20 protein-coding genes, 1 pseudogene and 1 riboswitch are annotated in these 21,698 nt (G+C 58.3%); of the genes and pseudogenes, 8 read left to right on the top strand and 13 right to left on the bottom strand.

Annotated features, from left to right (window positions below; translation table 11 throughout):
• Position 1: 1 nt before the first annotated feature.
• The 4 genes from G5S37_RS16995 to G5S37_RS17010 form a co-directional block, all read right to left on the bottom strand.
• The gene (locus G5S37_RS16995) at positions 2 to 1,027 is read right to left on the bottom strand and encodes a hypothetical protein (protein ID WP_165205654.1); all 1,026 of its coding nucleotides are present in this window, start codon (positions 1,025 to 1,027) and stop codon (positions 2 to 4) included.
• Positions 1,028 to 1,171: 144 nt separating this feature from the next.
• Entirely contained in the window at positions 1,172 to 1,798 is a 627-nt protein-coding gene (locus tag G5S37_RS17000; RefSeq protein WP_165205655.1) for a hypothetical protein, read from the bottom strand.
• Between the two features lie 44 nt (positions 1,799 to 1,842).
• Entirely contained in the window at positions 1,843 to 2,601 is a 759-nt protein-coding gene (locus G5S37_RS17005; protein WP_165205656.1) for a hypothetical protein, read from the bottom strand.
• A 55-nt stretch (positions 2,602 to 2,656) separates the two neighbouring features.
• Positions 2,657 to 4,432 (bottom strand): PQQ-binding-like beta-propeller repeat protein, encoded by a 1,776-nt coding sequence (locus tag G5S37_RS17010; protein WP_165205657.1) that lies wholly within the window; start codon positions 4,430 to 4,432, stop codon positions 2,657 to 2,659.
• A 701-nt stretch (positions 4,433 to 5,133) separates the two neighbouring features.
• Between G5S37_RS17010 and G5S37_RS17015 the strand changes: the two genes are divergently transcribed.
• Together G5S37_RS17015 and G5S37_RS17020 are read left to right on the top strand one after the other, a co-directional pair.
• Positions 5,134 to 5,364, top strand: coding sequence for a hypothetical protein (locus tag G5S37_RS17015; protein WP_165205658.1), 231 nt, complete (start codon positions 5,134 to 5,136; stop codon positions 5,362 to 5,364).
• 12 nt (positions 5,365 to 5,376) lie between these two features.
• Entirely contained in the window at positions 5,377 to 6,240 is an 864-nt protein-coding gene (locus G5S37_RS17020; protein ID WP_165205659.1) for a hypothetical protein, read from the top strand.
• Positions 6,241 to 6,250: 10 nt separating this feature from the next.
• On the opposite strand, the gene G5S37_RS17025 is transcribed toward G5S37_RS17020, so the two are convergent.
• The gene (locus G5S37_RS17025; protein WP_206026034.1) at positions 6,251 to 6,988 is read right to left on the bottom strand and encodes an IS5 family transposase; all 738 of its coding nucleotides are present in this window, start codon (positions 6,986 to 6,988) and stop codon (positions 6,251 to 6,253) included.
• 136 nt (positions 6,989 to 7,124) lie between these two features.
• Between G5S37_RS17025 and G5S37_RS17030 the strand changes: the two genes are divergently transcribed.
• Entirely contained in the window at positions 7,125 to 8,267 is a 1,143-nt protein-coding gene (locus G5S37_RS17030; protein ID WP_165205660.1) for a hypothetical protein, read from the top strand.
• Positions 8,268 to 8,369: 102 nt separating this feature from the next.
• On the opposite strand, the pseudogene G5S37_RS32870 reads toward G5S37_RS17030, so the two are convergent.
• The 4 genes and pseudogenes from G5S37_RS32870 to G5S37_RS17045 form a co-directional block, all read right to left on the bottom strand.
• Positions 8,370 to 8,594: pseudogene (locus tag G5S37_RS32870) on the bottom strand (hypothetical protein); the annotation flags it as partial.
• Between the two features lie 66 nt (positions 8,595 to 8,660).
• Positions 8,661 to 9,977 (bottom strand): hypothetical protein, encoded by a 1,317-nt coding sequence (locus G5S37_RS17035; protein WP_165205661.1) that lies wholly within the window; start codon positions 9,975 to 9,977, stop codon positions 8,661 to 8,663.
• A 15-nt stretch (positions 9,978 to 9,992) separates the two neighbouring features.
• Entirely contained in the window at positions 9,993 to 11,966 is a 1,974-nt protein-coding gene (thiC, locus tag G5S37_RS17040) for a phosphomethylpyrimidine synthase ThiC (protein WP_165205662.1), read from the bottom strand.
• Positions 11,967 to 12,040: 74 nt separating this feature from the next.
• Positions 12,041 to 12,445 carry a hypothetical protein gene (locus G5S37_RS17045; RefSeq protein WP_165205663.1) on the bottom strand — a complete coding sequence of 135 codons (405 nt, stop codon included), beginning with the start codon at positions 12,443 to 12,445 and terminating at the stop codon, positions 12,041 to 12,043.
• A gap of 103 nt (positions 12,446 to 12,548) precedes the next feature.
• Positions 12,549 to 12,658, bottom strand: a riboswitch (TPP riboswitch).
• 308 nt (positions 12,659 to 12,966) lie between these two features.
• Between G5S37_RS17045 and G5S37_RS17050 the strand changes: the two genes are divergently transcribed.
• On the top strand, positions 12,967 to 13,674 hold the full coding sequence (locus G5S37_RS17050) for a glycosyltransferase family 2 protein (protein WP_165205664.1): 708 nt from the start codon (positions 12,967 to 12,969) through the stop codon (positions 13,672 to 13,674).
• A gap of 493 nt (positions 13,675 to 14,167) precedes the next feature.
• Positions 14,168 to 15,127: a hypothetical protein gene (locus G5S37_RS17055; protein WP_165205665.1), complete on the top strand. Its 960-nt coding sequence runs from the start codon at positions 14,168 to 14,170 to the stop codon at positions 15,125 to 15,127.
• 39 nt (positions 15,128 to 15,166) lie between these two features.
• On the opposite strand, the gene G5S37_RS17060 is transcribed toward G5S37_RS17055, so the two are convergent.
• Positions 15,167 to 15,604: a hypothetical protein gene (locus tag G5S37_RS17060; RefSeq protein WP_165205666.1), complete on the bottom strand. Its 438-nt coding sequence runs from the start codon at positions 15,602 to 15,604 to the stop codon at positions 15,167 to 15,169.
• A 142-nt stretch (positions 15,605 to 15,746) separates the two neighbouring features.
• Between G5S37_RS17060 and G5S37_RS17065 the strand changes: the two genes are divergently transcribed.
• Together G5S37_RS17065 and G5S37_RS17070 are read left to right on the top strand one after the other, a co-directional pair.
• Positions 15,747 to 17,021, top strand: a complete 1,275-nt coding sequence (locus G5S37_RS17065) for a DUF5722 domain-containing protein (RefSeq protein WP_165205667.1) — start codon at positions 15,747 to 15,749, stop codon at positions 17,019 to 17,021.
• Between the two features lie 56 nt (positions 17,022 to 17,077).
• Positions 17,078 to 17,533 (top strand): hypothetical protein, encoded by a 456-nt coding sequence (locus tag G5S37_RS17070; protein WP_165205668.1) that lies wholly within the window; start codon positions 17,078 to 17,080, stop codon positions 17,531 to 17,533.
• A 253-nt stretch (positions 17,534 to 17,786) separates the two neighbouring features.
• Here the strand turns inward: G5S37_RS17070 and G5S37_RS17075 are convergent, their stop codons facing one another.
• Genes G5S37_RS17075 through G5S37_RS17085 form a run of 3 tightly spaced genes read right to left on the bottom strand, consistent with a single transcriptional unit; the run spans position 17,787 to position 20,515 of the window.
• Positions 17,787 to 19,361, bottom strand: coding sequence for an ammonium transporter (locus G5S37_RS17075; protein WP_206026035.1), 1,575 nt, complete (start codon positions 19,359 to 19,361; stop codon positions 17,787 to 17,789).
• Between the two features lie 22 nt (positions 19,362 to 19,383).
• Complete coding sequence (locus G5S37_RS17080; RefSeq protein WP_165205669.1) at positions 19,384 to 20,181, bottom strand: hypothetical protein; 798 nt, start codon at positions 20,179 to 20,181, stop codon at positions 19,384 to 19,386.
• 16 nt (positions 20,182 to 20,197) lie between these two features.
• A complete protein-coding gene (locus G5S37_RS17085; protein WP_165205670.1) occupies positions 20,198 to 20,515 on the bottom strand; it encodes a hypothetical protein in 318 nt (105 codons plus the stop codon).
• A gap of 301 nt (positions 20,516 to 20,816) precedes the next feature.
• On the opposite strand from G5S37_RS17085, the gene G5S37_RS17090 reads away from it, so the two are divergent.
• Positions 20,817 to 21,635, top strand: coding sequence for a metallophosphoesterase (locus G5S37_RS17090; RefSeq protein ID WP_165205671.1), 819 nt, complete (start codon positions 20,817 to 20,819; stop codon positions 21,633 to 21,635).
• The last annotated feature ends 63 nt before the right edge of the window (positions 21,636 to 21,698 follow it).

The raw sequence follows: 21,698 nt of genomic DNA on the forward strand, positions 1-21,698 counted from the left end.
GCTATCGCCTCACAAGTTTCAATCCAATATCTGTACGTTCCGTCTCTTTGCGATCTGAAATGGTCGGTGCCTGCCACCACGCCAGACCCGTTTGGGCAATGTCCCAAAAGAAATGGGCCGAGCTCGGCGAGACTGGCACCCACTCATCCGGGTCAGAACCGTAGTACACCTGCGCATCTTCATCCCCCTCGCTGAAGACCGCATTCCAGGCATCACCGGTATGGGACCGGTATAGAATGGTCATGGCCACTTGGGGATTGCCTTCCACGGGAGGAGACTCTTCCACATCGCACTCCTCATCCGTGGGAAAGACGACGTCTGGATTGTTGGGATGCACGTCATGCACGGCTTTTGCAAAGCCCGTGCTGGAAAGAAGCTTCCGCAACACCGGTGGCACCCGCACGCCGGATGCGACTTCGAAGGCGTCGAGCTTGGCGACTGCACTCGGGTCCGGTTCATTGCCATCGACACCCAGGGCCTCCAGCGCATCCTGCAGCGTCACCGCCCTCGAGATCTCCTTCGGCTCCCGCCCGCCCATGCGCACCTCGTTCACGTAGGCGCTGCGATACTTGGTACGCGGCGCCCCGGCCTGGCCAATCTGCTTGGCACAGCTTGCCGTGCTCCGCACCAACTCATAGGACTGCTCTTCAGTCAGCAAGGCATCTACGTCATGGATGTCGAACAAATCCCCGCAAAGGGCGAGCCAGACTTCCCTGTTCTTTTCTTCCGTGACCTTGTAACCGCTCCACACCATCGCCCGACCGAAGTCGTTGATAGACATGCCTCCCCTGTCTTCCGTCAGCATGGCAAACACCTCCGGCCACAACGCCTTGTCATTCACGGACACCTCGGACGGTGCCACTCCGTAGGTGTAAGGGAGCAGTGTCTTGTGCTCATCAAGCTGCACCGTGAACGTGCCATCCTCATTCTCTCGAACGACCACGCCGGGTTGCCAGCAGCCATCCATCCACACCAAACAGGCCGCTCCATTCGCCGCCATCTCTCGCAAGACTTTCAATTGCTCCATGGGTGAAACTGGATCGGCTCTTGGAACAAATCAATGAGCATTGCCGGGTTTGGAAAAACTCACCAAGTTCCAGACCGTCTCCGCCCACAGAAATTTGGATTCCGGCGCAGCATGATCCACCACATTTCTTAACCTGCCCGAGCCTTACTGAGACATCCGGACTGAGGCCTTGTCGGGAAAGTCATACTTGGTCCAGTCGTCCTTGGGATAGATCTTGCCGACCAGGTCTCCTTTTTTGCCGGCCACCACAATCACGTGCTTCCATTTGATGTTTGCAGGTGCTCCAAACTTCACCCCATACTTCTTTCCAGCTTCCAGCTTTGCCGGCATGCTCACCATGCCTCCGTTCGGGCCTGCGGATACCCGATCCTTTTCCGGGATCTTCTGAAACGAGCCAGGAGTACCGTTGCCCAGCAATTCCCCGCTCTCGGAGAAATAATACGCCAGGAACATAAACTCACTGGACGCCATATCTACAGGCACTGAAAGGCGCGTGGCCGCAAAATCGACTGTCCTGCTTCTTCCCTCGTCAGGGATTCGCGATCTTTCGATGCCAATCGATCCGATTTGAAAGTCGCTTTGGGCGGAGGCCGTCCCAACAAGCGTGGCGAATAGAACCAAAAGAAACAACCGTCTCATATCCCAAAAATAATCAATCCTGACCATCCCTGTCAACAATTGCATCGATGAACCCAATTCAAGCCCAAACTGGACTCGACAGAATGCATCACCGTCTTTCCTTTTGAATAGAAAGACGGAGACGAATCGCATCGCACGGCATCAGGAGTGCTCTTCGGGGTGTCTGCGCCCCCACGCTATTTCACCGCACTCGGTTCCGCATTCCAGATCTTGAGATCGTCAAAGAAGCCTCCCTGGCCCATGCAGCCGAATTCCACCTTCGACTTGGTGGGATGCGCGATGCCGGGGGACTGCAAGAAGGCCACGGGCTTGCCGTCGATGGTGGCGCGCATGGTGTCGCCCACGGTTTCCAGCATGAAGGTATGCCAGCTCTCCGTGTCGAGGCTCAGTGGGAAGGTGACGTTCTTCCGGCCGGCGGGCGTCGGGGGTTCGCCGGTGGCGCCTTCGGGCCGGGCCACGGCGAGCCCCTTCTGGTCCACGAGGATGATCTTGTCCGCCGCGATGCGGGCCATGCAGAGGTGCCCGTAGTGCGAGCCGTTGAACTTCCGATCGTCATATTCCGCCGTGACCGACTGTGCGGTGCCGAGACGGAAGCGGAACTCGATCACGCTGTCTTTCGTGGGAATGTCGTTGCCGAGGACGGCCTGGTGTCCCTTCACCGCCGGCTTGCCATTCGCGGCGGGGGCATCGAAGCGCATCTGCATGCCCTTCAGCGTGCCATTCTCGAGGGAGAACGTCGGCACCACAATGGCCCAGGCCTTTTCCCCGGCCTTGTTCAGTTCCGTCCGCTCGAAGTCATCGGAGAAGAGCAGTTCTTTCTTCTTGGCCGTGGGCTCGGCAGGAATCGAGGGAAGCTTCGGCGGGTCAGCGGCGATGGCACAAGCAGTGACGAAAGCGAAGGAGAGGGAAAAGGGCGCGAAGCGGCGGAGGTTCATGGAAGATGAAGAACGTCTGCCCCTGTCCCTGTCATTCAGGAAAGAAGGAGTGCCTTCACGGAGCAAGCGGCAGCGCATAGCACGCGGCTTCGGTTCCATTACGCACGAGCAGCTTGTCGCCGACGATCACGGGATGATTCCAGGTCTTGCCTTTGAGGGCCTGGAAAGAGGTGAGCTCCTTGTGAGCCGTGGGATCGGCTTGCAGCAACACCACGCGACCGTCTTCCGCAGCAATCAGGATCTGGTCCGTGGTCTCCAGGAGCAGGGCCTGACCCTTGCCGTAGCGTCCGTCTTTCCACGTGCGCTTTCCAGTCTCGAGATCAATGCAACTGAACATGGATCCATCGACACCGTAGAGATGGCCCTTGTGCGCGATGAGTTCGGCGAAGTCGGTCTTCAGGTGCCTGGAGGTCCAGAGTTCTTCAGCCGTGAGTTGATCGTCCTTCTTGCTCACACGAATGGCACGGGTTCCTTCCGACATCGGCGTGGGCAGCAAGATGACGTCCTCGCCCACGACCGTCGGTTGCAAGGCGCGGTAGCCGTTGAACTTCCACTCGTAGTTCAGCCGCACCTTGCCGGTGGTCGGGTCGAGCAGGAGGAGTCCATCGTTCGTGAGCATGAGTAGGGTGTCTTCACCGAGCACCTTGCTGAGTTGCGGTGAGCTGTACGACTCGGGACCACAAGCCACGGACCAACGCGCTTCTCCCGTCGCGGCGTCGAATGCCATCACGCCTTTGTCCCCTGCCCCGCCCGCATAGACGATGACCAGTGAGTTCACCACCAGGGGCGATGCCGAGTAGCCCCACATCGGGAGCGGCTCGCGTCCGGAGAGTTTCTTGAAGTCCTGCTGCCAGACCACTTCGCCCGTGCCCGCCTTCAATCGCTGCAACACTCCCGTGGCGCTTGCGGTGAATACCGCGCCATCGGCGAGCGTCGGTGTGGCGCGCGGGCCGGGGCCACCCATCGGTTCGTCGAACCGGGCTTCGCGTTGGTGAGTCCAGACCTCGTTGCCCGTCGCGAGGTCGTAGCAGGCCACGACCTCGTGCGGGCCGCGTTGTTCATCGGCGAAAGCATACGGCCCCGCCACGGCAAAGGAGGACCAGCCTGCGCCCACGGCTTTTTTCCAGAGCAGCTTGGGTGGATTGGCCTTCCAGTCCGTCGCCAGCTTCGGCGCCTTCGCATGCCCCATGCGGTCCGCACCGCGGAAGCCCGGCCACTCGGCGGTGGCGAGGGCGGCATCGATGGCCGCGGCGGCGCCGGGCGTCTTGGGCGCGCCGGCGTTGTTTTCCGCCCACGCGCCTGCGCCCGGAGCCGAAGACCAGCGCGAATGGAAATCAAACACGTAGTCGCCCGTGATGCCATGGCTCTGCAACAGCAGCGTGAGGGACATCGCGAGTGCGGAACAGGCAAGCACGCCGGAGACGCGTTGCTTCGGCGGCCTGGCGCGGTAGAGAAGGGCTCCCAATCCGAGTCCGACCATGCCGAGCGGCACCGTCAGATACGTGCTGATCATGCCTCGCATGGACGCATGACTCAGCAGGACGATGACCGCTCCAGCCACGAGGAATCCGAACAGGCCGATGAGCCTCTCGAACCATCTGGCCCGACTCGCCGCCAGCCACCAGATCAGCATCAAGACGCTGCCCAGCAACGGGAAGAAGACCGGCACATACCAATACTGGCTGCTCGCGCCTTCGATGAACGGAGGCACGTACCGGCACAGCACGATGACGACCACAAGTATCAGCGCCGGCCAGACGCGCAACGGTTTGTAGTGCGCCTGAGATGGTGAAGGGACCGAATCTGGATTGGGCGAGGCATCTGAAGTCATCACCGGGAGGGGTTAGGGTTGCGGTGGGATCGGCAGTGGCGCGCCAGGTGAATCTGACGGATCTGGTTCGGAAATGCGCGAGTCGCTATCTGAGCAAGGGCTTGCGCGCGGTCAAGATGGGTCACTCACTCGTTGCAGGATGAGTCGAAGTGAGGTTCGAATCGCTCCTCCCGCACATGACGTCGGCAGGGCGCTGCGTCGGCGCCCAAATTTTTGTGGGCGGAGGCGGTGTGGAACCGGGTGAATTGAAGCCGTGGGCCCTTATCACCCCTTCGCTCCGCACCACCTAAACCCGACTTAATTTGGGTGCCGACGCAGCAGCACCCTACCGACATCATCCTGCTCGGCACGGAGGCCCAAATGGGCCTGGCCGCCCATGCAACCCGGGAGCAGGTCGCCGGACGTCATGTCATGTTCACACGCACGAGATGGTGGTTTCGTTGCGTGCGTAACTTCATTCGCGAGGCCCTGGCTATGGAACCCCTCCCCCACCGGATTGGAGATTCCCACGCAGAGATCAGCGAGTGTCATCATGTCAAGATTTGACGTCAAACCCTATTTGAGCCCATCCCCCGCCTTTTTTTCCAAAGCGCTGCGTGGACCGAGATGGAAATCAAACCAAAAACCAAATAGAATCGCCTATTCCCACGTCCCTCAAGAATGATATTGACTTCGCGCGCCGCGCCTCAAATATCACCCACATGGCAGACAAAACAAAACTACGCAAAGTCCTTTTGGAATCGGCTCAGGCGCAGCGGAAGACCCTGTCCGAGAGGCAACTGACTGAAGCCACTGAACAACTGGTAAAGAAGGGTAGCGTAACGCGAGAGGATCTGAGACAGGTTGGGCGCAGTGTTGCAGCAGATCCTGAGATTTTTGCCGTCGTTGATACCGGCAAGGTTAACGACATCCTTACAGGCGGAAAGAACTAACCAAAACACAATATGGAATCGAGGGTGAATGACGGGAGTTCTATAGACACCCAAGACGCTTTAATCAAAGCCAAACTAGAAGTATTCGAAGGAACCTGTAAACGTTTTGAGAAGGCGAAGAGTGGGGCAGCGTCACGTGCAACCCAGATTAAACTCCTCGATGAGGTAAATGCGAAACGTCGGGAATTTTATCGAGCGTTGAACGACGCAATCGTTGACCCCGAGTCCCGCACAGGGGAACAATTCGAACTCTGGAAGCGCGATCGACTCGCTTCAGCCCGGAACATTCTGAATGGACTACCGGAAATTCAGGAAAAGATTCGCGAAGATCGAGAAAGATTAAAGCTTAGCAAAGAAAAGTACGAATTCGAACCAGCTGTGTTCGACAATATGCAAGGCATCATTGCATGGGAACTTCCCGAAGAAGCGAAGCTTCTTCGGGAAAAGTTTGCAAACGCCAATCTACCCGCTGGCGGCTTCGACAACGCGATTGAGCGTAATCCTTTTATAAAGCAACACGATGTTGCATCTACGGGCAGCTACCGACCGAGTCAGCTTTTCGACCTTGGCCGACTCGCCTTAATTATTTACGCCGTCTTGATTTTGCTATGCGTCGCTGGAGGACTGTTCTTCAAAGCAGGAGGTATCGCTCTTCTCTTTCTCTTAGTCTTGTTGTCGGCGGCGGTTACTTTCGGATCGTTGATCGCAGGTGTATGGGCCATTTATAAAGGGGCCAGCGGCGCCACTGACATAGATGTTTTCGGCGTCAAAGTTAAGACCAAAAATGTCGCAGTTGCCTTCATGTCAATTGCAATCGTGGTAGGCCTATTTACGACTTATGCCGTCCTAGCTAGCCCAGCCCTAGGTCGTGTCTGAAAACCTGTATTTAGGACCTTAGCCAGTCAATCACTGCGGCGAAGTGAATAAGGGACAGGAAGTTCTGAGCGAGCTTGTCACGACGGGTGGCGGTGCAGCCCCATCGCTTCAAGCGGCAGAAGAAGTTCTCCACCCGGTATCGAGTGCGGTAGAGTTTCTTGGGGATGCGCACCTGGTGTTTGCGGTTCTTCTTGGTGGGGAAGCACGGTTGATGACCCAAGGCGCGTAGTGTGTCGCGAAGTTTGTCATCATCAAAACCCTTGTCCCCCACGATGCGCAGATTACATCCCACTCTGATTAGATTGACCACATGACGTCCTTCGTAAGCCTGTCCTTCAATGAGAGCTGTGTTGACCAAGCGACCTCGGGCATCGGTCAGAGCCATGAGCTTGGTGTTGCGTCCACCACGCGTCTTTCCCATGGCTTGTGCGGCAGCACCGCCAGCGGGATTGGCCGCACATTGGTGCACCAGGATGTGAGTGCCATCCACCAAGCGCACCGGACCGCGGACTCGGCGCGTGAAGACCTCCAGGATTTTGAACCAAAGGCCCTCCTTGGCCCAGCGGCTGTGCCAGCCGTGAATGGTGGAGTACGGCCCGAACCGCTCTGGAAGGTCACGCCAGGGCCCTGCGTTGCGCAGGCGATAGAACAGGGCGTCCAATAACAGGCCCAAGTCGGTGCGAGGCCGCCCGCCTTGATTTACCTGGGCACCACCATTTTTGTGAGCCGCTTTTTCAGCGGCTCCCACCAGAGAAATCGAACTTTCATGTCGTTCCTATGCTGCCACCAAATGCCCTCTGAGCCACGTTATTTAAGACTCATTTGAGGTTCTCAGACACGACCTAGCGTTCTCAGGGAAAGATTTAATGCCCCCAACGGCAGACATGTCACCTGAGGTGTCAGATATTCTAGTCAAGGCACGAGAGCAATATGCGGCCGAAGACTTTGGAGCTGCCAAGGAAAGCTTTGATCGCGCCGTTGCGCTCGATCCCCACAACTACATCCTACTCACAAATCGAGCAGTCGTTGAATTGCAATTGAACCAAAAACAAGCCGCTCTTAATGACATTGAGGAGGCGACTCGCCTACACCGCCTTTTGCCTCCGCAAACCTCGAGTCGAGAGAAAGCCTATGAGCTAGTGATTGCGAATACGCGCATTCAAGCATACGCTTCTAACAATAAGGACGTTAAGGCCGTCCTCAAGGATATTGACCCCACCGTAAACGACGTCACGGATACCATAATGCGGATCTACGTTAGCGCAGGCAACGCAGCATTCAGCGCTCAATTATGGAACGACGCAGCAGCAAATTACGAAACTGCAAAGAGCTTCGCGAGGGCTCTTCGGAACGACGAACTCGAACTTATATGCTATGTAAATGCGGCAAACTCTTTGTTTAACTTAAAGGGTCGAGAAGCAGAATCATTGGATCAAGCAAAGAAGGGTCTCGAATTACTCCCCGCTTTTAAACTCAACGTCGAGCGCTCAGCTTATTTCGGCGGCCAATTACTAAATGCAAAGGGACTTGCGTTGGGGGCTGTCTCCGACGCTCAATCAACTCTTGAAGAACAGGAAGGCATTTTTACCGAAGGTATAAGCAAGGTTGAAAAATACGCCCCCATTAGCGACTCCGGCGTGGATATTCTGGCATCTCTTCTAGGCAATCGTGGCGATGTTCGCTCAAAACTCGGAAACCTAGAGGGTGCGAGAGTCGATTTTACCGCTTCAATGAAGCGCTATATAAAGCGCCATGACGCAAGTGGAATTTCGAGACAACTGTCAGGTCTAGCAAAAATTTCCCTCTCGAAGAAGGATACTCAGTTGGGTTATGCGTACGCGGTTTCTGCAGTGAAGTTAGGCTCAAACAAGGTTGCTCGAGATCGGGACGAAGACCAACAACTTCTATCTTCATCAAAGGCATTACTTACCGAGGTCCAAATTCGTCAGGTCGATGGAAATCCCGCTTCCTTTCTGGCGAAGGAGACGGAAGTCGAAGAGTCCCGATGGAAAAGTCTGCTTCAATAGCAGCATCACTATGTATGCCAAATTGGATGCGAATCCGAAGCCCAACCAATCTGCGCATCCCGGGTACCACTTCTTACTTTCATGCCGGTTTCGCAGAATCAATCAGCATTGCTGCTCACATGGGCTCAGGGTCTCCTTTTGGAGAAATATATTTGCGCCTTCGCGTAAATTGCCGCGCCCGGAGATTGCTTGTTCGGCGGCGTATTTGCGGACGTCCTCCGTGATCTTCATGCTGCAGAAGTGCGGGCCGCACATGGAGCAGAAGTGGGCAGGTTTGGCGCCGCCCTGGGGGAGGATTTCGTCGTGGAACTCGCGGCGGCGGTGGGGTCGAGGGTAGCTCCTAGCAGCAACCTTGGGCTGGTTGATGCGAACCCGCTGGGATTGACTGTGGCATCATACCGACTCGCCAGCACTGGCCTCCCGTTTCTTGAGCTTCCTGATGGCCTTTGCCGCAAATTTGTTCTCCAAGTCGTTGGCATTGAGAATCACTTGGTTCTGATAGGCGACCAAGGCTCCCCGGCTCGAGTATCGGTGGAAAAGATGCGCGACCGGCACTTCTCCAGACTCGACAAGTAGTTTGTCCGATGAACTCAGCCGCATCATTCGCCAGTGTCCCCACCCGGGCACCTGGAGTGCAAGGATTGTGTCGTCACCTGTTTCTGTCTGGCGTAGGGAGTAGCCGAGTTCAGTGTCCTCGTGGAGCAGCCGGCCATAGATGCGAAACTGCTCCACGATTAGCCGGTGTGTCTTGTTCTTCGGCAAGGACTCATAGCGAACGGGACACTCGGCTTGAAACGCCAGCGAGGGGTTGGCCCTGAGTGTTTCCCACAAGGACGTGACAAACGCGTACTGTTCATATTCGATGGGCATCCAGCCATTCAGTCTGGCGACGATTTCCGTTGCCCGTCTTCCTCGGCAAACAATAGTTTGCGATATCTTTTGTGAGGTGAACCAGCTTTCAGTAAAGTGCAGATGCTCGACGAGAAAATGGATCACCTCCTGTCGCTCATATTCTCCATACCATTCGGCAAGTCGCCAAATGACGTAAGCGTCGTGAGTGAGGCGGAAATGCTCCTCAGCAGAGATTAGGCCTGCCGCGTAACGCTCGCAAATACCGACTTCATCGACCACTTGCGCCTCGCGAAACCACTTCTGCAGATAGGGCTTGGCGTCGAATTGCGGAAATGTTCGCAGGTAATGCGCCACATTGCGATTCTCCGCTGTATTTTCCCAACCCAAGCCTTCCTGCAAAGCAATCAGATTCTTCGGCAATTTCAAGAGAGCAGCAGATCGGAGAGCGGCATCTTGGGAGAGGCTGGCAAGAGCGGCGAGATACTCACTCTCCGGTCGTTGGTAGAAAAAGAAGCCGTTCAAGTGGTGGGCAAACTCATGAAGGCGGAATCTGCCGATGGCAGCGAGGACTTTGTCACGGAACTGGAGTGACTCATCTTCCAGCCAGCCCTTGATCCGATGATGCAGCGATGGATGAAAAAGATGCTCGCAAGCAATCGGCACCATGCACCTCTCACGGGCGGCGTCTCCTTTGGCTATCTTTTCGTAGCAGGCATCTATCTGATCGGACGGCAAAGTCAGAATCTCTGGCAGCAAGCCATCTAATCGGGTCTCGAACCCGACATAAAGAGCCCACGCGCTCTTTAGTTTGCCGCACAGGGAACTGATCTTCTTTGCAGCTTGCGGATCGGCTTTCACAACGACGGCTCCCACTCAGGCCTCCGAATACACCTCCGCCCCCTTCTCCACAAACTCTTTGCTCTTCTCCTCCATCCCCTTTTTCAACGCCTCTTCTTCGGAGATGGCCTGTTCCGCTGCATACTTTCTCACATCCTCGGTGATCTTCATGCTGCAGAAGTGCGGGCCGCACATGGAGCAGAAGTGGGCGGTTTTGGCGCCGTCCTGGGGGAGGGTTTCGTCGTGGAACTCGCGGGCGGTGGTGGGGTCGAGGCCGAGGTTGAACTGGTCTTCCCAGCGGAATTCGAAGCGGGCTTTGCTGAGGGCGTTGTCGCGGTACTGGGCGCCGGGGTGGCCTTTGGCGAGGTCGGCGGCGTGGGCGGCGATCTTGTAGGTGATGACGCCGTCCTTGACGTCCTTCTTGTTGGGGAGGCCGAGGTGTTCCTTGGGCGTGACGTAGCAGAGCATGGCGCAGCCGTACCAGCCAATCATGGCGGCGCCGATGCCGCTGGTGATGTGGTCGTAGCCGGGGGCGATGTCCGTGGTGAGGGGTCCGAGGGTGTAGAAGGGGGCCTCGTGGCACCACTCGAGCTGCTTGGCCATGTTTTCCTCGATCATGTGCATGGGGACGTGGCCGGGGCCTTCGTTCATGACCTGGACGCCCTTGGCCCAGGCGCGCTTGGTGAGCTCGCCCTGGACTTCGAGTTCGCCGAACTGGGCCTTGTCATTGGCATCGGCGATGGAGCCGGGGCGGAGGCCGTCGCCGATGGAGAAGGAGACGTCGTAGGCGGCCATGATGTCGCAAATGTCATCCCAGTGGGTGTAGAGGAAGTTTTCCTTGTGATGGGAGAGGCACCACTTGGCCATGATGGAGCCGCCGCGGCTGACGATGCCGGTCATGCGGGAGGCGGTGAGGGGGACGAAGCGGAGGAGGACGCCGGCGTGGATGGTGAAGTAGTCGACCCCCTGCTCGGCCTGCTCGATGAGGGTGTCGCGGAAGATCTCCCAGGTGAGGTCCTCGGCCTTGCCATTCACCTTTTCCAGGGCCTGGTAGATGGGGACGGTGCCGATGGGGACGGGTGAGTTCCGCAGGATCCACTCGCGGGTGGCGTGGATATTCTTCCCCGTGGAGAGGTCCATGACGGTATCGGCACCCCACTTGGTGGCCCAGCGCATCTTTTCGACTTCTTCCTCGATGCTGGAGGCGACGGCGGAGTTGCCGATGTTGGCATTGATCTTCACGAGGAAGTTCCGCCCGATGATCATGGGCTCGAGCTCGGGGTGATTGATATTGGCAGGGATGATGGCGCGGCCTGCCGCCACCTCACTGCGGACGAACTCGGGGGTGATCTCAGCGGGGATGCGCTGGGGGAAGCGGCCGAAGATGGAGGGCGTGTACGGGCTGGCGCCGAGCTGGGTGCTGCCGGCGTGTTGCTTCGTCAGGTCATTGCGCAGGATGTCATCCCGATGGTCGGCGATTTTGGCGCGGCCCATGTTTTCGCGGATGGCGATGTACTCCATCTCGGGGGTGATGATGCCCTGCTGGGCGTACCAGAGCTGGGTGACGGGGTGACCCTTGCTGGCGCGAAGGGGCTTGCGGCGCTCGCCTTCGAGGCCGGGGAATTCGATGAGGCGGTTGCGCTCGGCTTTGCTGGCGAATTCGGCGTGCTTTCCGGAGAGGTAGCCGTTGTCCTGGGGCTTCACTTCGCGGCCGTCGTACTCTTCCACGTCGCCGCGCTTCGTGATCCACTCGCTGCGCAGGGCGGGCAGGCCCTCGTCCGAGGTGCCGGTGAAGGCGGGGTCGCCCCAGGGGCCGGAGCAGTCATAGACGCGCACGGGGGCGTTCGGCTCGATGCGGCCATTCATGCCCTTCGTGTCGGACAGGGTGATCTCGCGCATGGGGACGCGGAGATTGAGCTCGGGGTGGAGCTGGCCTTCGACATAGACGCGGGTGCTGGCCGGGAGTTGCTCGCTGCTGTGCGGTTCGAAGGAGTCTTTGGTGGCGATCATGGGTGAGAGGGAAGTGAAAAGGGATAATTGAAAAGAGAAAAGGGTGAGCAGCGAGCGACTGGGTGTGGGGCAGGTCAGTGAGAGGGTTTGCGGCGGAGGCGGTTCTGCACCGAAAGTGAGAGCTTGCGGATGAGCGCGATGAAAAGGAGCAGCAGCAGGAGCCAGCAAAAGCCCACGGGCACCTCAGTTGTGAGCACGCTGAAGTAGCCGTGCTTCCCGGTCAACCGGGCCAGCATGCTGGGCCAGACCTGCTCTACCAGAGCTTCTATCACGAAATCGATGATGACCCCTGCGCTGACCATTCCCGCCACAGCGATGATGCAGGCCTTCCAGAGGGAGCCGCTGCGAATCACCACCACTATCGGCATGAGAACACCCACTCCCCAAACCAGCATCAGGGCCAGCCCGGACAGCGAATCTGCCAGCAGCTGGGCCGACGCAACTTGCTCAGGGGTGTAGGCGCTGGGGAGCGGTGCCATGTGTGTTCTGACCTATTGTGGTGTGTGCCGGTGAATAAAAATGAAAAAGCCATGCGCGGTGAGGCGGCATGGCTGTCGTGCGGTGTTGGATGAGATTCTTTTCCGTGCGGTCGGCTTTGCTCCCTGCGGCGGCATTACCCGCATCAGGTCCAAAGGGTTCCCCGCGGTGTGCGGAATCTCAGCCAGCCTGCGCCAGCGCCCCTGCGATGTGCTGGGAGTGTGGGGGATGCGCGGGGGAAAGTCAAGGGCGGGGGCAGGTTGATGGTTTAGGGTTGATAGTTGATAGCCTGAGACCGCTCGGGATACACCGGCTGAGGCGTCAGGAGGCCACGTAGCAAACCAAGATGACATGCGTGCGCCAGCAAGCTCCCTTGCTGCTTGCAATGCCGCCGGCCCGCGGACCTAAAACCGCCTCCCCTCAGGCTATCAACTATCGACCACAGACCATCAACCCTACCACAGCTTCCGCAAATTTCGCTTGCTTGGGACTCGCTACGGTTCAGGGATGATGGTTCCCGTCCATGCCAGATTCCTCACCCCAGCTCTCCGTCGTTGTGCCGCTCTACAATGAGGAGGAAAACGTGCCCGATATGCAGAGCCAGCTCACGGCCGCCCTCGCCGGCCATGACTTTGAACTCATCTTCGTAGATGACGGCAGCTCGGACGGCACGGCGGCAAAGGTGCAGAAGGATGCGCGGGTGCGGCTGCTGCGTTTCCCCAAGAACTCGGGACAGAGCGCGGCGATGTACGCAGGCATCATGGCGGCGAAGGGCGAGATCATCGCCATGCTGGATGGCGACCTGCAGAATGATCCGGCGGACATCCCTTCGCTGGTGAAAAAGCTGGATGAGGGATTCGACTTTGTGTGTGGCTACCGGAAGAAGCGGAAGGACACGGCCTTCAAGCGCGTGCAGAGCCGCATCGCGAATGCGGTACGCAGCCGGTTCATCGGCGATGGCGTGCGGGACACGGGCTGCTCGCTGAAGGCGATGCGCAAGGAGTGCCGTAGTGCACTGCTGCCCTTCAATGGCATGCACCGCTTCATTCCCGCGCTGATCCGGCATTCAGGTTTCCGCATTACGGAAGTGCCGGTGAATCACCGTCCGCGCATCCACGGGGTGAGCAAATACACCTTCTGGAGCCGCGCACTGCGGGCGACAAAGGACATGTTTGGCGTGAGCTGGCTGCTGAGCCGTCGCGTGCGGGTGGAGTTTAACGAGGAGAAGTAGTGGTGTGCGTGTGACGTGGCGTGGCAAGGGCAGGAGGGAATGGCCGCAAAAGAACGCAGAGAACGCAAAAGGTTGGGAGAGTTGGCTTCTTGGCAGAGCTGACCGGTGAGGCATACAGCTGTGGTGGTAGTAAACTGCTGCTGTCGGGCCGGAAGGCCCAACGCCCACTGTCAGGCCAGAAGGCCTAACCTCCGTGAGGAGGCTGCATCACTCGTGGCCTTTGCAGGCTCTGCTTCGAAGCATGCCGACGCCCGGACTGCCATGTGGCCGGCGCATCTTTATCAAGAAAGACTCCATCTTTCCCTGCGTCCTTGGTTGCTTTGCCCCTTTGCGTTTAACCAGAAACCTCCATACAACTTCGCGAGGGGACTCGCGAGTTACGTTAAATTCCTTCGCATTCGCTGACTGTCTTCTTGTTATGCAGCAAGGGATTGCATATCTTTCTTGACTCCCTGCTCGCATTCATCATGCTCGCACGCCAACGTCACCACTCATGAGTCTTCGCGAACAGTTGCGCGACATCCTCCCACAGATACTTCCCGCCAGTCCGCTGGAGGCTATCAAGGGTACTGAACTCATTCGTCTGGTGCGGCACAAGCTGCCGGATGACTACAGCGACGCAACGCTGCGCTACCATTTCTCCATTCTTTCCTACGATCCGACCTCTCCGATTGCAAAGGTGGACCAGGGCCAGGGTTACTACCTGCGGCTGAACAAGAGCGAATCCCGCAATGAAGCGATGCACCTCGGCATCTTCGGCGCGGACGCGTCGCCGGTGGACCTAGTCTCGCTGCGCTACGCGCGCTTCCGCAGTGTGGTGGAGCGCCACTGCGTGCACGGTGGTCGCTACCCCTTCGCCCTCATGCAGGCGCCCGGTGGGCACTGGGAACTGCCGGATCTGGTGATCACCGACTGGGATTTCGAGACGGACAATGACGACACGCCGCGGCTGGATGAAACCATGCTGAACCTGAAACGGTGCCTCGGCGTCTCCACGGTGGAACTCACGGCGGCGCAGTTGAAGCTCAGCATCACGCTGGACTCGTGTAATGAGGACTTCTTCAAAACCCTGAGCGCCACGCGCTGGTCGAACAAGGGAGAAATCCTCATCGCCGAGCGCGTGAGTGACGAGGCGCTGGTGGAGACGCTGCGCACCCTCGGTCACCAGCACGGCGTCGGCATCACGAGCTTCGGCCTCGACCTGGATCTGCTGGATGAGCTGCCGCTGCCAGATGACATCCGGAGGATGAGTGCGGCGGAATTCGAATCACTCCAGACCCTGCTGAAGCCCCAGCGCATTTCGATTGGCTCGCATCGTTCGCACCTCGACTGGCAGCACCTTTCCACGCTGAAGAAGAAGCACGACTGCCTCTCGCGCATGCTTCGCTGGCTGAATGACTGCCTGGAGAATCGGAAGCCGGTATGGCCGGCGCGTGAGCGCGAGGAGGGCTGAGCCCCCTCCCCTTTTCTAGGCACACCGCCACTCGCTCACTCAGTGCGCGTGGTCGCCACCATGGCAGCTGAAGCTGCGATAGGTGACGAGCAACGTGGCGGGCTTCGCTACATCCAGGAAGGAAACGAGCGCGGGGCCAGCTATCAAGAAGCGACCACCATTTGCCTGATGCTTGACCATCACCGGCACGTCAAAGATGGCATTTGCGTAACCGCGGACCACGCGCATGCAGGGGATCTTTTCACCCGCTTGGGAGGACTGGTCGCCGAAGCCGTTGTCGTAGTGCAGCGTAACAATCTCGATGGTCTCCCCCTCGGCCACACGAACCTCGGTAGTGGCGGAGGGATAGACCAGGGTCACGTAGTCCTCGGCCCGAGCCGGACCGGCTATGATGAAGAAGCCAGTCGCGACGAGGGACAGGCACAGGAGGAGGAAACGGCGGGAGTAGCGAGGTTGTGAAGCAGGTTGCGCTTTCATGCCGCCATGGACGGAGGGCGCGTGGAGTTTATTCGACGGAAAGTGGAAGGGCGCGAAAAACTGCCACCTACCCGCCTGCTGGATTCGCCCGGGCACGGCTTCCGATTGCCCGGCTTTAGGCTCTCCGTATGATGACTCCCTCATGCCCCTTCGCCATTTCCTCATCGCATGCCTGCGCCCCCTCGTCTGCGCCTTCTGCGTATCTGGCTTTTCCATCCAAGGACACGCGCAGAATACGGACCCCTTCCCCACCCCGCTCAGCAAGAAGGGGCTGCAGGTACAGATGGTGGATGATGCGCTGGCGCTGGGTGTCCATCACGCTGCGGTGAATGTGAGCCTTGGCGCGCTGTTTCAGCTCGGTGAGAAGCCCGGAGAGCTGCGGTTCGATGCCGGATACCTCGCAAGTCTCGACAAACAAGTGAAGCCGCTCAGCGATGCCGGTGTGGTGGTGTATTTCATCCTGCTGGCCTATCCCACTGGAGATGCCGCGAAGGACGCAGTGCTGCTGCATCCCGCTCGCAGGAAGGATGGAAAGTTCAACATCGCAGCATTCAATACCGCCACGGCGGAAGGCTTGTCCCTTTACCGCTCGCTCATCTCCCTCCTCGCAGAGCGCTACAGCGGCGCGCATCCGGAGCATGGCCGAGTGTGGGGTTACATCGTGGGGAATGAGGTAGACTCGCACTGGATGTGGTACAACCTAGGCAATGCTCCCATGACCCAGGTGGCCAGCGAGTACGAGAAGGCGGTACGCGCCACCCATGAAGAGGTGAGCAAGCACTCGGCTCACGGGCGGGTGTACCTGTCCTTCGACCATCACTGGAATACCTCCATGCCCGGCATCAGCGCCGAGGAGGCGTGCAAGGGACGCGATTTGCTGGATACCTTTGCGAAGCTCGCGCGCGAACGCGGGGACTTTGAGTGGCATGTCGCGCACCACCCGTATCCGGATGACCTGGGCAATCCACGCACGTGGCTGGACAAGGCGGCGCTACCCAATGTGGACAGTCCGCACATCACCTTCAAGAATCTCGAAGTCGCCTGCGACTACATGAAGCGCCCCGAGCTTCTCTGGCAGGGACAGCCACGCCGCATCATTCTCAGCGAGCAGGGCATCCACTGCCTGGCTGCGCCGGAGGGCGCGGAGCTGCAGGCCGCAGGCTATGCTTACGCATGGGAGAAGGTGACGCGGCAGGCTGGCATCGACGCGCTCATCTGGCATCGGCATGTGGACCATGCGCATGAGGGAGGTCTGCGTTTGGGCCTGTGGGAAAATCAAGCCGGGAGCATCGCGACACCGGGAAAGAAGCGTGAGATCTACGGGTTGTTTTTGAAGGCAGGTACACCGGAATGGACGGACTTGGCGAAGAAGTACCTGCCGATCGTGGGGCTGAAGTCGTGGGATGAATTGAAGTAAGCCACTACCAGCCCTACCTTGACGGAGCGGCATTTTCGGCGACCTCGTTGGTTACTATGGGCCTCGACTCTGTTGAACTTGTGATGGCTTGGGAAGAGGGATTCGGAATTGCTATCCCCAATGAGGTGGCAGAGGGCATGATCACGCCCGCTATTGTGATTGACTGGATCAGCAAGCGGGTGGGTGCCTCCGGGGAATGCAATCCCTGCTTCTCGATGGTGGGGTTCCACCGGATACGCGAGCAGCAATTCACCACTCATGGAATTCCCCGGCGTGCCGTGAGGCTGAATAGCTTGATGCCCGACGCATGGATAACGTCCCACACCGTACGTGACGAAGTGCGATGCCGAGTCAGGACTCGTGCCATGGCATTGATAAAGCGGCGCAAGCTCGACCCTCGATGGAAGCGCAATGAGGTGCGTGAAGTCGTGCGCGAGATTGTACGCGAGCAGATTGGCGTGCAGGAGTTTTCCGATAAGGATCACTTCATCCGTGATCTTGGGATTGATTGATCTGTGAGCGACACTGACGGGGCACAGCACCGTCCTCTCGTCAGGCCAGAGGCCTAACGCCCACTCTCAGGCGGGACGCCTAACCTCCTTTTCTGAAGTTCATTACTGCTTGGTTGCTTTCGCTGCTTTGCGATGAAACCCACCTGCTCGGCTATCACCACCAACCCAGAGTCGTCTCTTCTATGCACCGCCTACGCGTAAAGCGGCGATCCCGCCATGCAGGAACGCCGCTTTTTTCAATTATGTCGCTGAGCTAGGCCCGCTCGCTCGTCTGGAAGTCCGGATACGCATTCACTGCGTGCTCGGAGAAGTCCAGGCCATCCAGCTGCTCTTCCTCGCTCGCGCGGAGGCCGACGGTGAGGTCGATGAGTTTGAAGATGGCGAAACCTGCGACAAAGGAGAAGGCGGCAACGGAGAAGGTGCCAAGGGCCTGCACGCCAAGCCGGCCGGCGTCGAAACCCTTTTCATCGAAGAGCGCGACGGAAAGGGTTCCCCACAATCCGTTTACCAAGTGCACCGGCACGGCGCCGGCCACGTCATCGAGGCGCAGGCGTTCCAGCAAAATGGTCGCGCCTGTGGTGAGAAGTCCGGCCACAGCGCCCACTACAAGAGCGGATGCCGGGGAGATATTTGCGCAGCACGCGGTGATGCCCACGGCGCCACCGAGCGAGCCGTTGATGGCGATGCCCACATCAGACTTGCCCTGGGCCAGCCACATGGCGATCATGGCAAAGACGGCTCCGGCGCTTGGGGAGATGAGTGTATTCACGGCAATGCGGCCCATGGCATCATTCGCCGCCAGGGTGGAGCCGGCATTGAAGCCGAACCAGCCGAACCACAGCAGCAAGGCGCCGAGTGCCGCGAGAGGGAGGTTGTGTCCTGCGATGATGCGTGGTGTGCCATCTTTGGCAAAGCGTCCCACGCGCGGTCCCACCACGATGACGCCCGCCAGTGCGCAAGCGCCGCCGCAGGCATGCACCACGGAAGAGCCAGCGAAGTCGATGAAACCCATCGCCTCCAGCCAGCCTTTATCACCTGCCATGCCCCATGAACCACCAGCGCCGCCCCATGCCCAATGCCCGGTGATTGGATAAATCAGAACAGTGAACAGGGCGGAATAAATCAAATAGCCCATGAACTTGGTCCGCTCTGCAATGGCGCCAGAAACTATAGTGCAAGCCACCGATGCGAACCCGACCTGGAAGAACCAGAAGACCCACACCTTGTGCTCTGCGCCGAAGTTCGGCAGCCATGTGCTGTCCAGTCCCAGGATGCCCATCCATGAACTACCGAACTGAATGTTGAAGCCAATGAGCAGATACACAATCGAGCCGATGCAGAAGTCGAGATAGTTCTTCATCAGCACGTTGATGGAATTCTTGGCGCGACACACGCCAAGTTCCAGCATGGCGAAGCCCGCCTGCATGTTGAAGACAAGAATCCCCCCCAGCAGGGCCCACACATAAGAGGAATGATCCTGCACGATCTGAAGCATTTCAGCTGTCACCGATGACGCTGCTGCAGTCGGAGCAGCACTGCCTGCAGGCTCTGCTGCGGCCGCAGTCGACGCAGGGGCAGTGCCCTTCGCCGCCATCGTCTCTGCCATGGTCTCCAGGATTTTGCTGACATGGTCCAATCGCTTCTCCACATCCTGCATGCCGGCGGACGATGGCGTCTGCGGTTCTGCGATGATGATGCGGTAGTTCGAGGGGGCTTGTGGAGCTGCTTCGGCATCCGTTGTGGTGGACTGGGCTTGTGCTTGCAGGCACAAGCTCAGACTGATCATGCCCACTAGAGTGGCTAGAATGGAGGGAGCTGGACGAGTCATGGTTATGTCGAAATCAGAAAGTTCAAAGTTTTGCCTCGGCTAGGGCGTGTTCGAGTTCGCTGAGAAGGGCGTCGCGCTTGGCCTTGTTGGGCACCTGATCCAGCACCGCCCTGGCAAGCGTCTTGGCATCGGCAGGACTGATTTTGGAGGCATCCTTCCCGTGCTTGGATTCGCTCATCCGGTTGATGAGCCGCACGGCCTGTGCATTTCCCATCACCTTGCCCAGAATGGTTTCCAGCATCTCACTCACCTTCGGCCACGTATTGTGCACGGGTTCTGCCAGGATAGCTTTCTCCCGCACTGGAACTGCAACTGCAACAACATCATCCGCAGCGGCAAAGGCCACGGGCACCACTACCGGATCAGACTCCGGCTTCGGTTCCGGCTTGGTCGGGACCTTCACCGTATCCAGTTTGATCGGGGGCGTTGGCGCAGCGGCTTCGACCTTCGCGATCTCGACCTTCGCAGCCTCAAGCTGTGAGGCATAGTCCGTGAGAAAGGCGCCGGCCGCGAGTGATGCCTTGTCCAGATCAGCCTGCGGCGTGAGAAGCAGCGCGAGCTGGATTTGATCCTTAATCGTCACAAGGAGGGACCCGGAGTCAAAGAGCATCAGCACCTGACGCACGCGGCGTTTCACCTGGGTGTAGCCAGCCGCCATTTGTGTCACGTAATCACCCAGCTCATTGGTCCGCACATCCGCAAAGGGCATGTGATTGGCCAGTTGACTGCCGCCCTTATTCAAAAGGAGACCCACCACTCCGGAAATACGGTACAGGTGAATCGTTGCGGCACTGATCTCAGAAAAGTCTGTAGCAGCCATGTAAAAGAGGGAACTATTAGTCGCGATGCTCTTCCCGAAGAGTTTCCACGAGTTCGCTCAAGGAGCGGCGCTTTGTGCTGATAAAGCCATTGACGGAGGGAGCTCCTCCTATCGGTGGCGCATAATAGATGGCCGTCTGGGACTGTGAGTCCTCCACCACCGCCAATTCCAGGCTTTGCATACCCAAATTGGTGCCTATCAGTTGCGCAAAATAATCAACAAACTTTACCTCTCCTAGAAAACGTTGCTGTTCGTCGGGATTGCCCGTACCGCGGACGCCCTGGTCCGCAGTCACCTGGAATAGTGGCACACGTTGTGAATCTATAGAAGTCATGAATAAGATGGTCGCTGCGTGTCACTAAGCAGTCCCGATGCCAAAGTGCTCCGATTGTCGCAGAACCTTTGTTTTTAATTGCAGAGCCGCACGGGATAGAGGTGCGGAGCTCAAACGTTCATTTCAAATGCATCGAAGGCATTTCCTCCAATCTGCAGCGACGCTCGGCGCAATCACTATCTCCGGAGTGACTCCACGCGACACTTTCGCTGCCGCTTCGCCTACTCATAATGCGTTCTCACTCACGGATAATACCGTTTCCCTGCGCAGTCCCGGCGTCTCTGGACCAGTACGCATCACCATGCTGTCCGACACACACCTCGGACTGCAGGACGCACGTGAAGAACCCTTCGCCCAGTACAGCAAACGCATGGCAGGTGCTTATGTGAAGACGCGCCATGCCAAGTCCGGCGGGCAAACCTCACCACAGGAAAGCTTTATAGAAGGCATTGCCATCGCGCAAAAGAACAAGGCGGACCTGCTCGCTCTGCCGGGCGACCTGTTCAGCTTTCCTTCCGAGGCGAATGTAGAGTGGGCGGCGCAAAAGCTTCAGGAGTCCGGCCTCACGTGGCTCTATACCGCAGGCAATCACGACTGGCACTACGAAGGGATGGAAGGCACCAGTCAGGCGCTGCGCGAAACGTGGATCCAGAAGCGGCTGCTTCCACTCTATCAAGGATCCAATCCACTCATCTCATTTCGCGACATCAACGGGCTGCGCATCATCGCGGTGGATAACTCCACGTATGAAATCCTGCCCGATCAACTCGACGAATTCCGCCGCCTTATACGTGCGGGTCTGCCCACACTACTCTTCATTCACATCCCACTCTATGCACTGGGGCGGCCACTGGGCTTTGGTTGCGGACATCCAGAGTGGGGTGCTAAGTCTGACAAGAACTTCACCATCGAGCGCCGGCCAAAGTGGCGCGAGGCAGGCCACACGCAAACGACCATGGACTTCCATCGCGAAGTCCTCGCGTCCTCCAACCTCCTCGCCGTCTTCGCTGGTCATACCCATTCGCCTTCGCTCGATCTGCTGAACGGCATCCCTCAAGTGGTGAGCGATGACAACGCCAGCGGCGGACGCCTGGACATTGAAGTCCTTCCGTTTTCATGACGGACGACCAGCATAAAAAGAAGCGCGCACGGTCACCCGTGCGCGCTCTGTAAGACTCTAAGA

It is taken from the genome of Roseimicrobium sp. ORNL1 (genome assembly GCF_011044495.1).
Lineage (GTDB): Bacteria > Verrucomicrobiota > Verrucomicrobiia > Verrucomicrobiales > Verrucomicrobiaceae > Roseimicrobium.

What these genes read in the sequence shown, in the direction of transcription:
- thiC (WP_165205662.1), bottom strand. Translation starts at nt 11,966, where the DNA reads ATGATCGCCACCAAAGACTCCTTCGAACCGCACAGCAGCGAGCAACTC.
- G5S37_RS17030 (WP_165205660.1), top strand. Translation starts at nt 7,125, where the DNA reads ATGTCACCTGAGGTGTCAGATATTCTAGTCAAGGCACGAGAGCAATAT.
- G5S37_RS17085 (WP_165205670.1), bottom strand. Translation starts at nt 20,515, where the DNA reads ATGACTTCTATAGATTCACAACGTGTGCCACTATTCCAGGTGACTGCG.
- G5S37_RS17010 (WP_165205657.1), bottom strand. Translation starts at nt 4,432, where the DNA reads ATGACTTCAGATGCCTCGCCCAATCCAGATTCGGTCCCTTCACCATCT.
- G5S37_RS17070 (WP_165205668.1), top strand. Translation starts at nt 17,078, where the DNA reads ATGGGCCTCGACTCTGTTGAACTTGTGATGGCTTGGGAAGAGGGATTC.
- G5S37_RS17060 (WP_165205666.1), bottom strand. Translation starts at nt 15,604, where the DNA reads ATGAAAGCGCAACCTGCTTCACAACCTCGCTACTCCCGCCGTTTCCTC.
- G5S37_RS17000 (WP_165205655.1), bottom strand. Translation starts at nt 1,798, where the DNA reads ATGCGATTCGTCTCCGTCTTTCTATTCAAAAGGAAAGACGGTGATGCA.
- G5S37_RS17020 (WP_165205659.1), top strand. Translation starts at nt 5,377, where the DNA reads ATGGAATCGAGGGTGAATGACGGGAGTTCTATAGACACCCAAGACGCT.
- G5S37_RS17050 (WP_165205664.1), top strand. Translation starts at nt 12,967, where the DNA reads ATGCCAGATTCCTCACCCCAGCTCTCCGTCGTTGTGCCGCTCTACAAT.
- G5S37_RS17065 (WP_165205667.1), top strand. Translation starts at nt 15,747, where the DNA reads ATGCCCCTTCGCCATTTCCTCATCGCATGCCTGCGCCCCCTCGTCTGC.
- G5S37_RS17015 (WP_165205658.1), top strand. Translation starts at nt 5,134, where the DNA reads ATGGCAGACAAAACAAAACTACGCAAAGTCCTTTTGGAATCGGCTCAG.
- G5S37_RS17080 (WP_165205669.1), bottom strand. Translation starts at nt 20,181, where the DNA reads ATGGCTGCTACAGACTTTTCTGAGATCAGTGCCGCAACGATTCACCTG.
- G5S37_RS17075 (WP_206026035.1), bottom strand. Translation starts at nt 19,361, where the DNA reads ATGACTCGTCCAGCTCCCTCCATTCTAGCCACTCTAGTGGGCATGATC.
- G5S37_RS16995 (WP_165205654.1), bottom strand. Translation starts at nt 1,027, where the DNA reads ATGGAGCAATTGAAAGTCTTGCGAGAGATGGCGGCGAATGGAGCGGCC.
- G5S37_RS17045 (WP_165205663.1), bottom strand. Translation starts at nt 12,445, where the DNA reads ATGGCACCGCTCCCCAGCGCCTACACCCCTGAGCAAGTTGCGTCGGCC.
- G5S37_RS17005 (WP_165205656.1), bottom strand. Translation starts at nt 2,601, where the DNA reads ATGAACCTCCGCCGCTTCGCGCCCTTTTCCCTCTCCTTCGCTTTCGTC.
- G5S37_RS17055 (WP_165205665.1), top strand. Translation starts at nt 14,168, where the DNA reads ATGAGTCTTCGCGAACAGTTGCGCGACATCCTCCCACAGATACTTCCC.
- G5S37_RS17090 (WP_165205671.1), top strand. Translation starts at nt 20,817, where the DNA reads ATGCTGTCCGACACACACCTCGGACTGCAGGACGCACGTGAAGAACCC.